At 44.6% G+C, this 14,085-nt stretch carries 13 protein-coding genes and 2 tRNA genes; 6 read left to right on the top strand and 9 right to left on the bottom strand.

What is annotated here, in order from left to right:
- Positions 1–16: 16 nt before the first annotated feature.
- The 6 genes from ACI882_RS09000 to ACI882_RS08975 form a co-directional block, all read right to left on the bottom strand.
- Positions 17–445 carry a helix-turn-helix domain-containing protein gene (locus tag ACI882_RS09000; RefSeq protein ID WP_411745628.1) on the bottom strand — a complete coding sequence of 143 codons (429 nt, stop codon included), beginning with the start codon at positions 443–445 and terminating at the stop codon, positions 17–19.
- Positions 445–756 carry a type II toxin-antitoxin system HigB family toxin gene (locus tag ACI882_RS08995; protein WP_411745627.1) on the bottom strand — a complete coding sequence of 104 codons (312 nt, stop codon included), beginning with the start codon at positions 754–756 and terminating at the stop codon, positions 445–447. The genes ACI882_RS09000 and ACI882_RS08995 overlap by 1 nt, the downstream gene beginning before the upstream one ends.
- Positions 757–1,096: 340 nt before the next feature.
- The gene (locus tag ACI882_RS08990; RefSeq protein ID WP_411746769.1) at positions 1,097–2,221 is read right to left on the bottom strand and encodes an ABC transporter permease; all 1,125 of its coding nucleotides are present in this window, start codon (positions 2,219–2,221) and stop codon (positions 1,097–1,099) included.
- Positions 2,221–2,955, bottom strand: a complete 735-nt coding sequence (locus tag ACI882_RS08985) for an ATP-binding cassette domain-containing protein (protein WP_411745571.1) — start codon at positions 2,953–2,955, stop codon at positions 2,221–2,223. The genes ACI882_RS08990 and ACI882_RS08985 overlap by 1 nt, the downstream gene beginning before the upstream one ends.
- Before the next feature lie 11 nt (positions 2,956–2,966).
- Positions 2,967–4,406, bottom strand: a complete 1,440-nt coding sequence (locus ACI882_RS08980; protein ID WP_411745570.1) for an alpha/beta hydrolase — start codon at positions 4,404–4,406, stop codon at positions 2,967–2,969.
- Positions 4,388–5,023: a TetR family transcriptional regulator gene (locus ACI882_RS08975; protein ID WP_411745569.1), complete on the bottom strand. Its 636-nt coding sequence runs from the start codon at positions 5,021–5,023 to the stop codon at positions 4,388–4,390. The genes ACI882_RS08980 and ACI882_RS08975 overlap by 19 nt, the downstream gene beginning before the upstream one ends.
- 68 nt (positions 5,024–5,091) lie before the next feature.
- Here ACI882_RS08975 and ACI882_RS08970 point away from each other — a divergent pair, with 68 nt between their 5' ends.
- Positions 5,092–6,510, top strand: coding sequence for an NAD(P)H-hydrate dehydratase (locus ACI882_RS08970; protein ID WP_411745568.1), 1,419 nt, complete (start codon positions 5,092–5,094; stop codon positions 6,508–6,510).
- Here ACI882_RS08970 and ACI882_RS08965 read toward each other — a convergent pair.
- A complete protein-coding gene (locus tag ACI882_RS08965; RefSeq protein WP_411745567.1) occupies positions 6,507–7,925 on the bottom strand; it encodes a hypothetical protein in 1,419 nt (472 codons plus the stop codon). The genes ACI882_RS08970 and ACI882_RS08965 overlap by 4 nt on opposite strands.
- Before the next feature lie 173 nt (positions 7,926–8,098).
- Between ACI882_RS08965 and ACI882_RS08960 the strand changes: the two genes are divergently transcribed.
- From ACI882_RS08960 to rlmF, 5 genes are all read left to right on the top strand, one after another.
- Positions 8,099–9,541, top strand: coding sequence for a hypothetical protein (locus tag ACI882_RS08960; protein ID WP_411746602.1), 1,443 nt, complete (start codon positions 8,099–8,101; stop codon positions 9,539–9,541).
- Complete coding sequence (locus tag ACI882_RS08955; protein WP_411746603.1) at positions 9,538–10,182, top strand: VWA domain-containing protein; 645 nt, start codon at positions 9,538–9,540, stop codon at positions 10,180–10,182. Before ACI882_RS08960 ends, ACI882_RS08955 begins: the two co-directional genes overlap by 4 nt.
- 129 nt (positions 10,183–10,311) lie before the next feature.
- Positions 10,312–11,019 (top strand): FKBP-type peptidyl-prolyl cis-trans isomerase, encoded by a 708-nt coding sequence (locus ACI882_RS08950; protein ID WP_411743451.1) that lies wholly within the window; start codon positions 10,312–10,314, stop codon positions 11,017–11,019.
- Between the two features lie 182 nt (positions 11,020–11,201).
- Complete coding sequence (locus tag ACI882_RS08945) at positions 11,202–12,794, top strand: L-lactate permease (RefSeq protein WP_411743452.1); 1,593 nt, start codon at positions 11,202–11,204, stop codon at positions 12,792–12,794.
- 21 nt (positions 12,795–12,815) lie between these two features.
- A complete protein-coding gene (gene rlmF / locus ACI882_RS08940; protein WP_411743453.1) occupies positions 12,816–13,808 on the top strand; it encodes a 23S rRNA (adenine(1618)-N(6))-methyltransferase RlmF in 993 nt (330 codons plus the stop codon).
- A 55-nt stretch (positions 13,809–13,863) separates the two neighbouring features.
- Here rlmF and ACI882_RS08935 read toward each other — a convergent pair.
- Together ACI882_RS08935 and ACI882_RS08930 are read right to left on the bottom strand one after the other, a co-directional pair.
- Positions 13,864–13,939 (bottom strand) — tRNA-Asn (locus ACI882_RS08935).
- A gap of 46 nt (positions 13,940–13,985) precedes the next feature.
- Positions 13,986–14,061, bottom strand: a tRNA-Asn gene (locus tag ACI882_RS08930).
- Positions 14,062–14,085 lie beyond the last annotated feature (24 nt).

Raw genomic sequence — 14,085 nt, 5'->3', positions numbered from 1 at the left:
AAAGTCAGGCTATTCCTTATCTCACGATATTAATGAAGATTGCAGGGTCTAGATGAAAACGTTTAGATAAAGCGCGAATATGCTTTGTCGTTAGGTTTCTTGTACCATTTAGAATCATCGACACTAAGCTTTTGCTACCAATCTCATTTTCAAGATCAGATGCTTTCAAGTTGTATTGGGCGATTAGAACTTTTAGCACTGCAACATCTGAATCGAGGGCTTTTACCTGCGCATTGAACGCTTCAAATCCCTCATCGTTATCTTCCCATTGCTCAATGCTATTTGCCAATATGTTGATTAAGGGTTTCTGATTGTCGTAGTCATCAATCAGTATATCCATCATGTCCAGCGCGTTTTGGTAGTCCTGTTCATCATAGATATGACTAATGAATCGGGCTTCATGAAGCAGCGCGTCAGCCTTTTGTATTACGAATTGCAGATTCATTATTCTCTCTCCCGTCGATATTTGTCACACAATTTATCGTACTCACTATGCGTAGAAATATGCTTAACATACATGCGATTATCCTTAAACTCGATAAACGCTATCATTCGTAAATTATTGCCCCCTATGTCTATGACATACCATTTGTCACGATATTTAAAGTTATCTAAGCTAGGGAAAACCTGCTTGAGCTCTTCAGATATCCTGAAAAAGCCGGAACGGAGGGTGCGATAGGTGGATACCAGTGCATGAGCATCGTTCGGGTATTTCTTCGCCGCATCGTTAAATGGCTTTCTTGAGATGACGTGCATTTGAGCTCCAGTTCACATTATGTGAACTGTAGCAGAGATGCATAAAGTTCACAATATGTGAATGTTGATTTTATTTATAAGCGGAGGAAAGTGTCCGTATTGGCCTTTCCATGCCAATTGTTTGCAAATCTCCTAATGACCGCTAAGTGTCAGCTTAAGTATGATGTCCTTTTGCTCCAAATGCGGCGAATTATCCGCCAGACTATAAAAGCAGCTAAGTGTAATTTGCAGACACTCAAGATACTTCACAACCTTAATGTTCACCAATACTGAGGCGCTTTAAGCATGGCCAATGGTAAATTAACGGTCTCTAGGCGCTGAAGAGTATTATCATTAGCGTCTACAACCCTAAAATTGTCTTCTCGTTCCGTAGGCGTTTGGCGAGCGACATTATCAGCAGTACATCTATTACACAGGTTAAAATAAAAACACCGCCATAACTAAACCAATCTGCGGGTTGATCTTTGAACGTTGCATCTAATATATGCTGCTGCCCAACTAAGGGCAGCCAAGCAATGATTGCGTGGTCCGCCGAGGAAAACTGCAGCCACATAGATAACCCCATTGGAATAAACACAACGAAATTCATGTACGATTGTGCTTCTTTGTAGCTTTTTGATTGAAACGCTAACAGGTATTCAAGTAATACGGCTAAGAGCGAAAGTGGTAGAAAGGCGAAAATAATAACCAATGCATCAAAGGTCGACATCTCGACACTTAAGCCAAACTCATTCGCTGGGTAGAGCCGAAAAACGACTAAGACCCCTAGAAACGCGATCATAAAAGTAGTCATTGATAGCAGCCACGCCATCGCGGCTTTGGCGAGAATGACTTCGGTGGTGGAAATAGGTTGCATCAACAACAATTCAAGAGAATGCCGTTCACGTTCGCCTGCGCTTGAGTCAATTACATAGCTCATACCGCCTATAAAAATAACCATTATAAAAAGATGCAGCATGCTTTCAACTATAATGGCGCCCGAAGAAGCTGGGTTCGCTGAGTTCTCTACTTGAATATCAAAGGGATGGATAATTGTTGGGTTAATGCCTCGTGCAATTAACCGAGTGGTGGATATCTGCTGGGAGTACCGGGCTAAGCTGCGCTCAATATTAGCCGCTGCTGATTGGTTGTTCTGATTCGCCAGGTTGCCTTTAATGACTACGGTTATCTTTTTCGCTTGAGACAATGCACTCGTCATGTCGGTTGGAAACTCGATACTTATGGGTGCGTCTGAGTCGTGCTCAAAACCTTGTTGGGTTAAATGGTTCTCTAGTGCTGGGTAGTGCAGGTTAATAATGTTGACCGATGTATTCTCATTACTGCTTATTTCATTTTGTAGTAAAGTGAAAATTAAAATAAACAAGCCAGGTCCCATTAAGCCCATGAAACATGTTAAGAAAAGTGCCCGCTTGTCACGTATAGCCTCAAGCCATTCTTTATTGATTAGTGCAGAGAAACGATACATTAGGCGGCTATTCCTTCATCGGAACCAATTAGCTTAACAAAGGCATCTTCAAAGTTTTCTTCGCCGGTTTGTTCACACAGTTCTTCAGGGCTGCCATGAGCGACAATTTTACCCTTCGCTAATAAGTATACCGAATCGCATAACGCCGCGACTTCCTGCATGACGTGGCTGGAAAATAAAATACAATGGCCTTGATCTTTTAATGTGCGTAAATGGTCGCGAAGTAGACGAGTACTCATGACATCGAGGCCTCGAGTGGGTTCGTCGAGTATTAAGTTCTTCGGTTGATGAATGAGTGCCTGAGCTAGGGTCAGCTTCATTCGTTGGCCTTGTGAAAAGCCGACAGATTTTCGTTCTGCGTAATCTTGCATTTGTAGGGTGTTTATTACTGAATTTACCTTTTGCTTTAAATCGCGACCACGAAGGCCATGCAGCTTGGCAAAAAATATAATTTGTTCTCGTGCAGTTAGGCGTTCGTAGTCGGCAAATTTATCTGGGAATAAACCAATGCACTGTCGTGCGAGTAGGGCGTCGGTACTTACATTAATATTGTCGATCATTGCAGTGCCAGTATCGGCTGACAGCAAGCCGTATAAAATGCGTAATGCAGATGTTTTACCCGCTCCGTTAGGCCCGAGTATGCCCGTTATTTTACTGTCTTCAGCTTGTAGCGATAAGTTGCTTAAGGCGTTAAATTGACCGTAGCTTTTTGAAACCGAATGGAGTGTTAACATGCTAGGATTACCTACTCGATTAAATTAATACCCGTCATAAACCAATGTGGTTGTGCATCTTCAAGGCAGCTTACTTCAAGGCGATCTACTTCGGCACTGTCAATAAACTTATCAATCGATGTCGACAAGCATGAATGAAATAACGCAGTATGAGCCGCGCCTTTGACCACTATATGGCGGTGGTTACTCAAACCGTTAGCAACTTCAACAGCATTACTTGGCGGTGTCACTGGGTCATACTCGCCGCTTATAAGTAAGGTTGGAATGTCACTTATTACTGGTGATCGGTCGAATGCATAGTTTTGTTTATTCTTAGGCCAATGTTCGCACATGAGTTGGTATTGTTCGGATAAAACGCCGTTGTCAAAATCATAGGCCGTTCTTTCACTTTGTTGCCATAAATCAAAATCTTCATTGCAGGTAATTTCTAAAAACAAGCCGGTTGCAATGCGTTGGTTTTGCGCTAAAGACAGTTGGCTCAGCAACGGCCGATAGTCGCCTTCGCTGGTGGCTTTAATGGTGTAAGGAATTAACGCACGCGTACTCGGGTGATAAAGCATACTGCGTAAACTAGAAAGAAATTGAAGATTACTGATTTTCGGCTCAATGTTATTGCCTTGAGTTGGGTGAGGTAACTCAACGATGGTGGCTGTTGATAGTGTTTCTTGGGCTAACTGCATGAGGCCGGCTAAATCTGGAAAGACCTGTTGGCAGGCGCTGTGTTGTGAGCATTGATCGAGCAAGCCTAACCATGATGCATTAACGCTGGCATCAAAGTCGCCAATGGCGAAGTTCATCGGTACTACCGCATCTAAAATTACACTACGAATGGCTTCTGGGTATTTCCGCATATAAACCTGAGCAATACGAGTACCGTACGAGCCGCCATACAGATTGAACTGCGGAATATTAAGTTGTTTGCGAATAAACTCTAAATCATCAACGGATTGCTCGGTACTGAAGTATCCAAGTTGATCGTTTAGTAAAGCGGCACAGTCTTGAGTCTCGTTAATGGTTTGATTGCTACCGATCTCTTGCAACAGTGCATCAATAATCGGTTCATCACAAAATAGTGGTTCGCTTTTACCGGTACCACGTTGGTCAATAAAATAGATATCTCGTTGTGTCTGAGTGCGTCGAAACGCTGGTAATACACTTGCCACCACATCGCTGGCGGCTTGACCGGGGCCGCCTGCTAAAAAGAGTAAAGGGTCGGCGTAAATATTGCTTTTAGCGGCTGCAACTTTGACTATATGAATAGAAAAAGTGTTCGCAGGATCTTGGGTTTGCTTAGGAACCTCAATGGTCATGCATTCTAAACGCATGGAAACATTATCTACGTGGCAAGGTTGCCATGTACTGGTGTCATTCGCAAAACTAGGTAAAGCGGTTAAACACAATACGCCAATGAACAAACGAAAAAATGATAAGGTTAGCTCTCGGGTCGCCATATTTTTTCCAGTATTATTTGTAGCTCGGTAGCAAAGTCTTTATGCAATGCACCGTATTGAGGGTTATCTTGTTCATGTTCCAATGCGCTAGGCCATTGCAGTAATTGCCAAAGCCCCGTTAATGCGGCATAACTGTGTAGTAGAGCACGCTCACTAAAACCACGCGGGCATTGTAACTTAGCATCAACTACCGCTGCGGTATGAGTTAACCCTTGGCTGAGTTGCAGCTTGAAGGCCAATGACACCTCAAGGGATAAATTAGATTCAATGACGCTGTGCAGCATTGCTGCCAAAGGCATAAAAATTGGGTGTGCAGAGAGGTACTCCAGAAGGCTACTACTAAGGGCGTTAGAGGCTTGCTCAGATAATTCAATCGTTTGAATTTGACCAAAAATCGAATTCAAGTGATGGCTAAACAACGCTAAAAATATTTCTTCTTTGGTTCTGAAATATAAATAGACGGTACCTTTTGAAACTCCAGCCTGGGCCGCTACATCTGAGACAGAGGGTAAATTAGGCTCAACTTGGTGAAAGCAAGTTTCGGCCGCTTTAAGAATGGCGGCACGTCGTTGTGCTTTTTGTTCTGGGGCTCTTGCGCGTTTCATGGCTGTGCTCACAGTAAAATCACCTATAGTATAAAGCTAACTAGCTCAAAGTGGGTATGACAACGCTAAGGTAACATAAAATGAAACCTGTTCTTTGTAGTGAACAAATAAAAAAACTCGAAACTCAGTGGGCCGAACAACATAGTGGTTCGACTTGGTCGTTAATGCAGCAGGCTGCAGAGTCTTTTGTTGCTCTATACGCAAGCCATTGGTCAAATAAGAATGTCACCGTGGTCGTAGGTACTGGGAATAATGGCGGTGATGGTTATTATGTTGCTTGGTTACTCCAGCAACAAGGGGCTGAAGTCTCGGTTTTTGCACCATTCGGCATGCCTGATCACACAATAGATGCTCAGCGCGCTTATGAACTTTATTGCCAAACCTCTGCACCAATTCTAGATCAGTGGCCAGAACGAACCGATATTGTTATCGACGCGCTTTTTGGTATCGGTCTCAATCGAGCCCTAAACGATGATGCGATTAACCTGATCGAACAAATCAATAAAGCTAATGTTGAGGTGTTCTCTATTGATCTTCCTTCAGGGTTAAATGCACAAACAGGCGTACCTATGCCTGTCGCGATAAAAGCCGATTACACCCTGAGTATGATTGCCTACAAGCCAGGATTACTCACTGCATATGGGCCGGCCTATTGTGGTCAGTTAGAGTTGGCAACCTTGGGTATTGAGTCGCACTCTGACTCTATATTTAACGATGAATGGCCACAGTTAATAGATAAGTCAGGCAATAGCCACAAAAGTTTATTTGGTTCGGTGTCGGTATTAGGGGGAAACCATAAAATGGCCGGGGCTGCTGTTCTAGCGGGTCATGCAGCGTTAAAGGCCGGTGCAGGGCGAGTCATGGTCCATTGTGATGCTCACTTTCAGCAGGTTGCCATTTCTCAAGCGCCAGAGTTGATGGTTAAGGTGTTGGGTAAGTCGCCATTGATGGTTGGTGAAAACCATGCGTTAGTGGTTGGGCCAGGTTTAGGGCGGAGTGTATTTTCTAGCGGAGTGTTGCAAGAAGCCATTTTAAGTGCGCCTCAGTATGGTGGAGTTGTTGATGCTGATGGTCTGCGCATTCTTGCAAATCAGATGCAAAAAATGACTGGCTGGGTATTAACGCCGCACGCGGGGGAGGCCGCAGCATTGCTCGGCATTACCTCACAGCAAGTTCAGGCTGATCGTGTCTCTGCCGTGAAACAAATCGCTTTAAAATATCAATCAGTGGTTGTGCTTAAAGGTGCTGGAACCCTTGTGAGTAATGGTACGGAAGTTATTTTTTGTCATCAAGGTCATGGTGCTATGGCAACCCCTGGCATGGGCGATGTATTAGCGGGCATGGTCGGGGCGTTTTTGGCGCAAGGACGAGCACCCATGGATGCCGCCGTTAGTGCAGTGAATTGGCATGCTAAGCTCGGTTGTCTTATCGCGAAAACGCAGCATTCAGTCTTTGCTAGCGATATTATTAAGCTCTTAGCGTTACAACCTTCCGATTAGGGTGTATTTGACCATTCCCCTTCAAAAAATAGTGTACAGAGAGTGGCTGTATCTTGTTGCTTGCGTTCAAAGCTGTCCGCATTGTTGGGCCGTTCAGGATTATCGTAAAAAAACAACTTTAACTCGGAAGTAACAATAGTGCAGGTACCAAACAAAGCGCCCTCATTCTGTACTTCGTTAGCGCACGGAGCTGGTGAATATTGAGTGTGTATAGAGCCTGAATTCACCGGTTCACAAACTCCAAAAGCGCCGCCGTTTTGGGTCTCCATGCAGGTGTTTAAACTGTTTACGGACAGTGGAGCGGGAGTAAAACAGCTACCTGCTCCTCCAAATACGGGTGCAGCACCCTCTATGGCGGCGACTTGTATAACAAAGCCACGTGTTAAGGAATAATTGGCTGCGTCAGCAACGGTAATCAACCAGATATAATTACCCGGTAATTCCAGTGTCGTTGCGGCTACTGCACCGTTGTATGTTTCTCTAAAGCCGTCAGGGTCGGTGACTTCATGCGTGATCGTTAGCTCGCCAGGATTATCAGAGCGGCTGCGTGAGGAATCTACTTCAAATAAAAGGGGTGGGTCTATGGAGTTTGCCAGTGATGGGGTGGTTGAGTAAACCAAACTGATCGGGTTCCTCGCAGGTGCTGGTGGTATAGGCAGCTCAACGGACTCTTGTAATTGGATCTCAGTCAGTGGAACCAGTGTGTTGGGGTTATCATTTAATAAGCTATCTAAGGGCGTACGAGACAGTTCATTTCCCTGATTATCTAAAACTAGCCAATACTCACCAGAAACTTCAAAATGAAAATAGTCGTGCAATCGGTCTAAGGCATCATAACTAGGGCTAGCTGGGTTTGGATCAGCTATGTAGACATCACTGAACGGATTTCGACCTTCAGGCCACATAGGGCCCATGATAGCCGCGACTTGACTGACCATTGTGGCTTCAACATCAGGGGTAAACCCGGATAACAGAGCAGTTGGGCAGCTGACATCAACGGCACATTCTTCAATGCTGCTTTGTTGGTTAAGAGTAGACCAAGCATCTAAAATCGCGTGAGTGCTGGGGTTGAAGTTAACTAGGCTGGAGGTTACTTCTGCGTCATGGCGATAGCGACTATAAAGTCGAACCGTCGTACCATCAGCCTCAGGAATATCGCTGAACATCAAGGTAGAGCTATTGGTTTGGGCAGATAACAGGTAGAAACCTTCCGCATTTGAGCCAGCACAAGCCTCATCTAGGCAATTTGTTGCCCAGCTGCCAGGTCGGCCTAAAGCCGTGGTACCACTGATACGGTGATAGCTAATATCTGCGTTTTCACCCGTTCCGGCGCCGTTATCCTCGTCTTTCGAGCACGCTAGAAGCGTCAGCGTGGCACAAATAATTAGGCTATATATTAAGGTTTTGTTTTTCATAGCAATGTAATTGCAATAATCTTGCCGATTGCGAAGATAGTCGATTAATAAGTTTTTTTCTGATTCTTTGACCAAGGTAACAGTTCAAAGGTCATTTGCCTGTAATACTGGCGAAAGTGTCATCTGAATAACCCTGTTAAGAAATATAATCGAATAAACCACTTGGAGTTATTATGAATTGGGTCATTATTGAAGGGCAGCCCATGCTGTCCGCTATTGCCATTGCGATCCTAACAGTCGCGGTGCTCTATTTTGCACGAACGGCGGTTCACCAGGCACTGTATCGAGTTTCGCGGTTAATCGCCTCGGTATTACGCGTCAACGCAAGAGCGCTTGCGCGTGTCATTGAAAACCTACGAAGCCGCAATCGAGAAGTCTTGCTAGAAATGGGGAAAGGCCAGATGGAACGTCGCTTGAATCGCGACTTCCACCGAGTTAATGAAATCGTTTCAAACGATTTATCAAACTACCCAGAACTGCAGCAATCTATCTCTCGGCTAGTAACAAAGTTAGAAGAGGATTATCATAAATCGGCTGAAACCTCGCCACCCTCTCCAGATTGGATAGAGGCAATTGAAGCCATTGTTAACCTGAAAGAAGCACAAAAAGGTAACCCCGTTATCGTCAAAGTGCTTAATGATCTATATTCCAGTTTAGAAAACCAACAGAAAAAGACGCTTGAATCTTACCGGGTCAGTGTTTCTACCCGTCATAAATTGCTGCATTCGATGATGCCGAACTGGCGCAAGCTCAACAATGCCGTGGAGCGTGTCGGAGGCACTATGAAAAATTTGATTATTCAAGCCGAAGACATTGATAAAAACATGGCGCAGTACCGCGAAATACATGCTGGAACAGATAAAGCAGAGCGCATGTTGCGGGTTTCAGCGATGAACGACTTCGTAAAATCTACTTTCATTATGGCCTGTTTGATCGGTGGCGCGTTTTTAAACTTTCACCTGATTGCACTGCCAATGTCAGAAATGGTTGGCGGCGGCGCCAGAATTGGTACTTTTACGATAGCAGAAGTGTCTGGAATGATGATTGTCGTGCTGGAAATGGTCATCGGTATGTTACTAATGGAAGTATTGCACATTACGCGTTTATTCCCGGCTTTTGGCACCTTAGATGATCGTAAACGACGTATTTTAATATGGACCTTTTTGAGCTTTATTTTCGTATTTGCATCTATTGAATCAGGCCTAGCCTTCATGCGAGACCAAATTGCCTCTGACAACGCCGCACTTAAAACATTGCTGGTCAGTGGTGAATTAGTTACCGCAGAGGCTTCTGGTAATATTAGCCAATTTATCCCTCAGACGGCACAGATGTTATTAGGCTTTGTTTTACCGTTCGTGTTGATGTTTGCAGCGGTTCCTTTTGAGTCATTTGTTGAAAGTAGCCGAGTTATTTTAGGTACATTACTCATTCAATTGTTGCACTTTTTCATCATCTTAATGCGGCTTCTGGGCAATATCGTTCGCTATAGCGTAGATATACTGCTGGCGGTTTATGACATTGTCGTGAGCTTACCGCTGTGGGTGGAAGATAAGCTAAGTAATAGAGTCGCCAGTGAAAAGCCAACTAAAGTGACTGGTTTGGAGGAGGCGCAATGAAACATTTAGGCCTGTTAATGTTGTTGTCGCTAATGTTGAGTTGTTCGAGTAATACAGAGAACCCTTATCGTGGCGTTTACCTATTGCTTGATACTTCCGGCACGTATACCAATGAGCTGGTCAAGGCTCAGCAAATCATTAATTACTATTTGGGTACTCTTACCGCAGGCGATTCCTTTGCTGTTGCGCGCATCGACAGTGGCAGTTTCAGTGAAAAAGATATCATTGCTAAGGTCACTTTCGATGGCCGCCCAAGCCAAATGAACGCCCAAAAACGTGAATTTGCAAGAGCCGTCAACGACTTTGTTGAAAATGTAGAGAGTGCGCAATATACCGATATCTCAGGAGGCTTATTGCAAGCAGTCGAATTCTTAAATGAGACAGAAGCGGGTCAAAAATATGTTCTGATCTATTCAGATTTACGAGAAGAACTGCCTGAAGGTTATAAACGTGATTTTGACTATGAATTAGACGGTTTTAATGTTTTTGCTCTGAACGTAACCAAGCTGCGTGAAGATAACATTGACCCACAAGTTTATATGGATCGGCTTGCAAACTGGCAAGGAAAGGTAGAACAGGGCGGCGGCGAATGGCATATCGTCAATGATTTAGACCGTACAGAAGCCTTGGCCTTGCAATAGGGCTGAATAACCCTATACAGTTATTAGATATATTCGTGCAGTCAGTAGAAAGTAAACCTACTGGCTGTTTTTTATGGTTGCCAATAGAATCGGTCACCGACTTTACTAAAAGATTTAAAGGATCAATGAATGCAGTTTACAAAAATTAAGAAAGCTATTTTAGGTGCGAGTGTCGTTGCAGTTGTTGCCGCGGGTGCTGCGTTTGCAGTAGATTTAAAAACTGATGAAGCCAAGGCTTCTTATGGTATCGGTTACGGTTTTGCCAACAACATGTTACAGCAGACTCAAGGTCTTGAGCTCGATGTTGAAGCGATGGTTCAAGGGGTTGAAGATGCCTTTGCTCAAGCCGATCAAGCGATCAGTGAAGAAGATATCAACGCCGCTATTCAAGCATTGCAAGCTAAGCAGCAGGCAGCGGCAATGGCTGAAAACGCGAAAGTTGCTGAAGCCGCTAAAGCTGAAGGTACTGCCTATTTAGCAGAAAATGCTAAAAAAGATGGCGTAAAAGTAACCGACAGTGGTCTTCAATATGAAGTAATCACCGCATCGGGCAGCGATGTTCGCCCATCTGAGACTGACAATATTCAAGTGCATTACCACGGAACTTTAGTGAACGGAACTGTATTTGACAGTTCAGTTGACCGTGGTGAGCCGATTGAATTTAATCTAGGTGGTGTTATTAAAGGTTGGACAGAAGGCGTACAACTTATGGCTGTTGGCGATAAGTTCCGTTTCACCATTCCTGCAGATCTAGCCTACGGTGACAACTCTCCGAGCCCGACTATTCCAGCGGGATCGACTTTGATTTTCGATGTTGAATTACTCGAAATTCTATAAGTGTTGTTTGGTTCAGGCAGCGTAAACGCGCTGCTTGAACTGTTATCCCTGCTTCGCGCTAATCTACCCACATACAGGCACTATTCTTATTGTTTAAACTGCAACACAAACCCTGATAATCATCAATTCAATGCAACTCCCTTTCCTGTAAACTATCGATGAATTTAATCCATGGATGAAACATGACTTTTCTGCAAACTCTTACGGCCTTCATGCCTGTATTGGCGGTTTTAATTTTATTGGTGGTCATGAGAATGCCTGCAACCAAGGCAATGCCACTGAGTTTGTTGGTAACGGCCGTCAGTGCGTATTGGTTCTGGCAAGTGCCTACTATTCAAATTGCGGCATCGGTAATAGAAGGCTGGATCATCAGCTTAACCATTGTTTGGATTGTCTTTGGCGCTATTTTGCTGTTAAACACATTGCAGGGCAGTGGCGCTGTTAATGTTATTCGCACTGGCTTTACGCGCATTACCGCCGACCGTCGTATTCAAATTGTTATCATTGGCTGGTTGTTTGTATCATTTTTAGAAGGAGCTTCGGGCTTTGGTACACCGGCAGCTATCGTTGCGCCATTGCTGGTTGCGCTTGGTTTCCCTGCCTTAGCGGCTGTAGTTCTTGCGTTAATAGCTGACAGCTCGGCAGTGTCCTTTGGTGCGGTGGGTACGCCGGTGATAGTTGGTATCGGTAACGGCGTCGAGGGTATTGGCCCTGAGGCACTTCAAGCTATTTCCGTGCAAGCAGTTGCCATTGATATTGCCGTCGCCTCTTTTATCCCTGTAATCATGGTTATTATTCTTACACGTTTTTTCGGACCCAATAAATCTATTAAAGACGGTATGGCTGCTTGGCCGTTCGCTTTGTTTGGTGGTTTAGCCTTTACCGTCCCTGCTTGGGCGGTTGCTAATTTACTCGGCCCTGAGTTTCCTTCCATTTTTGGCGCATTGATCGGCTTGGTACTCACCACGGCTGCTGCGAAAGTAGGTTTTTTGGTGCCCAAAAAGGTTTGGGGTTTTGAGGGTGACGAAGAATTGAACCATAGTAATGCCGTTAAACCTCAGCGGATGTCGCTTTGGTTAGCTTGGCTACCTTATTTGTTAGTAGTGGCGCTCTTAGTTATCACGCGATTAGACTTTCTACCCTTTAAAGCTTGGCTTGTTGGAACGGCGGTTACGGTATCTAATATTTTCGGCACTAACGTCAGCACGTCAGCCCATACCTTGTACTTACCCGGAACAGTTTTTGTTTTAGTCGCCTTGATAAGTGCAATTTTGCATCGTAAAAGCAAAGTCCAGGTGAAAACCGCATGGTTAACATCGATAAAATCATTAGGGCCGACCGTTATTGCGCTGGCTGCTTCAGTGCCCATGGTGCGTATTTTCCTGAATTCAGGGGTCAACACCGCCGACCTAACCAGTATGCCGCTAGCGCTTGCTGGTGCCGCTGCTGAGGCGTTTTCATCCTACTGGCCGTTCGCAGCGCCATTAGTGGGAGCATTGGGCTCCTTTATTGCGGGCAGTGCGACATTTTCAAATATGATGTTCGCTGGCTTGCAACAGTCGACCGCTATTGAGCTGGGGCTAGATCAAAACGTTATTTTAGCCATGCAGTTATTAGGCGCCAACGCAGGTAATATGATCTGTGTCGTCAACGTCGTGGCGGCGGCTTCGGTGGTAAATTTAGTGGGCAAAGAAGGCGAGATTATCCGCTTTACGTTAGTGCCCATGCTTTACTATTGTTTCATGGCGGGTCTAATCGCATACTTCATCGCCTAAATTCTATTGTTTTGAGCTTAAATGACATCTAGAGCGACCGGAAAGACAACAACGCCTGCAACATTACACCCCAGAAATTTACATCAAGGGCGTTATAACTTGCCGATGCTAGTTAAAGCCAACCCAAGCTTAAAGCCTTTTGTGGTCATGAGTCCGTACGGACAAAAAACAATTGATTTCGCAAACGATCAAGCCGTCATCGCATTAAATAAAGCGCTGTTGAGTCATTATTATAAGATTACAAACTGGTCGATCCCCGAAGGATTTTTGTGCCCGCCAATTCCAGGGCGAGCCGACTATATTCATCATGCCGCTGACCTGCTCGCTAAGTCGAATGGCAAGCGTCCACCGAAAGGGAAGGACGTATCGGTCCTTGATATCGGCACTGGCGCTAACCTTGTTTATCCTATCATTGGCAATGTGAGTTACGGTTGGCAATTTGTCGCTTCTGAAATTAATGAGAGATCGTATCAAGCCGCGAAAACGAATGTTAAAAATAACGTAACGTTAACTAACCAAGTGAAGCTTATTAAACAAAATGATGCCAAGAAGATATTTAAAGGCGTCATTCAAGCGTCAGATCGTTTTAGTTTAACCCTATGCAACCCGCCTTTTCACGCCTCTGCAAAAGAAGCGCAAGCAGGTACTGCCCGCAAAGTCGAAAACCTAGCCAAACATAAATCACCCTCAACCAAAGGTGTTCCCTGGCACCCTAAGAAAGCCGTTGAAACTAATTTTGGTGGTCAACACAGTGAGCTTTGGTGTGATGGCGGAGAAGTCGCCTTTATACGTAGAATGATCCGTGAAAGTAAAGAGTTTGAAGCCAATGTGTGCTGGTTTACCTGCTTGGTTTCTAAGAGCGAGCATTTGAAGGCGATTAAGAAAACCTTGAAAGAAATCGGCGCAGTGGAAATTGAAATAATAAAAATGGCACAAGGCCAAAAAGTCAGCCGTTTCGTTGCGTGGACTTTTTTGACCGATGAACAGAGAAAAGCTTGGTTTAAAGCTTTATAAATTCAGTTTCTTGAATGCAAGAAAAAAGCGCATCATTCGATGCGCTTTTCTTATTTGGCTCCTCGAGCTGGACTCGAACCAGCGACCAATAGATTAACAGTCTACTGCTCTACCAACTGAGCTATCGAGGATTAATCGTTGAAATACCGCTACAAGAGCCATACTTCTTAATTAAAGTGGCTCCCTGAGCTGGACTCGAACCAGCGACCAATAGATTAACAGTCTACTGCTCTACCAACTGAGCTATCAGGGAACAACGGAGCCGTATTCTAGAGAT

It is taken from the genome of Reinekea sp. (assembly GCF_046710285.1).
Taxonomy (GTDB): domain Bacteria; phylum Pseudomonadota; class Gammaproteobacteria; order Pseudomonadales; family Natronospirillaceae; genus Reinekea.
The sequence above is the reverse complement of the archived record's forward strand: the minus strand, read 5'-3'. Positions and strand labels throughout refer to the sequence as shown.

Excerpts from the sequence above, each read along its gene's own strand:
- ACI882_RS08970 (WP_411745568.1), top strand. The coding sequence starts at position 5,092 with ATGAAACCTGTTCTTTGTAGTGAACAAATAAAAAAACTCGAAACTCAG.
- ACI882_RS09000 (WP_411745628.1), bottom strand. The coding sequence starts at position 445 with ATGAATCTGCAATTCGTAATACAAAAGGCTGACGCGCTGCTTCATGAA.
- ACI882_RS08965 (WP_411745567.1), bottom strand. The coding sequence starts at position 7,925 with ATGAAAAACAAAACCTTAATATATAGCCTAATTATTTGTGCCACGCTG.
- ACI882_RS08995 (WP_411745627.1), bottom strand. The coding sequence starts at position 756 with ATGCACGTCATCTCAAGAAAGCCATTTAACGATGCGGCGAAGAAATAC.
- ACI882_RS08985 (WP_411745571.1), bottom strand. The coding sequence starts at position 2,955 with ATGTTAACACTCCATTCGGTTTCAAAAAGCTACGGTCAATTTAACGCC.
- ACI882_RS08945 (WP_411743452.1), top strand. The coding sequence starts at position 11,202 with ATGACTTTTCTGCAAACTCTTACGGCCTTCATGCCTGTATTGGCGGTT.
- ACI882_RS08955 (WP_411746603.1), top strand. The coding sequence starts at position 9,538 with ATGAAACATTTAGGCCTGTTAATGTTGTTGTCGCTAATGTTGAGTTGT.
- ACI882_RS08960 (WP_411746602.1), top strand. The coding sequence starts at position 8,099 with ATGAATTGGGTCATTATTGAAGGGCAGCCCATGCTGTCCGCTATTGCC.
- rlmF (WP_411743453.1), top strand. The coding sequence starts at position 12,816 with ATGACATCTAGAGCGACCGGAAAGACAACAACGCCTGCAACATTACAC.
- ACI882_RS08990 (WP_411746769.1), bottom strand. The coding sequence starts at position 2,221 with ATGTATCGTTTCTCTGCACTAATCAATAAAGAATGGCTTGAGGCTATA.
- ACI882_RS08980 (WP_411745570.1), bottom strand. The coding sequence starts at position 4,406 with ATGGCGACCCGAGAGCTAACCTTATCATTTTTTCGTTTGTTCATTGGC.
- ACI882_RS08950 (WP_411743451.1), top strand. The coding sequence starts at position 10,312 with ATGCAGTTTACAAAAATTAAGAAAGCTATTTTAGGTGCGAGTGTCGTT.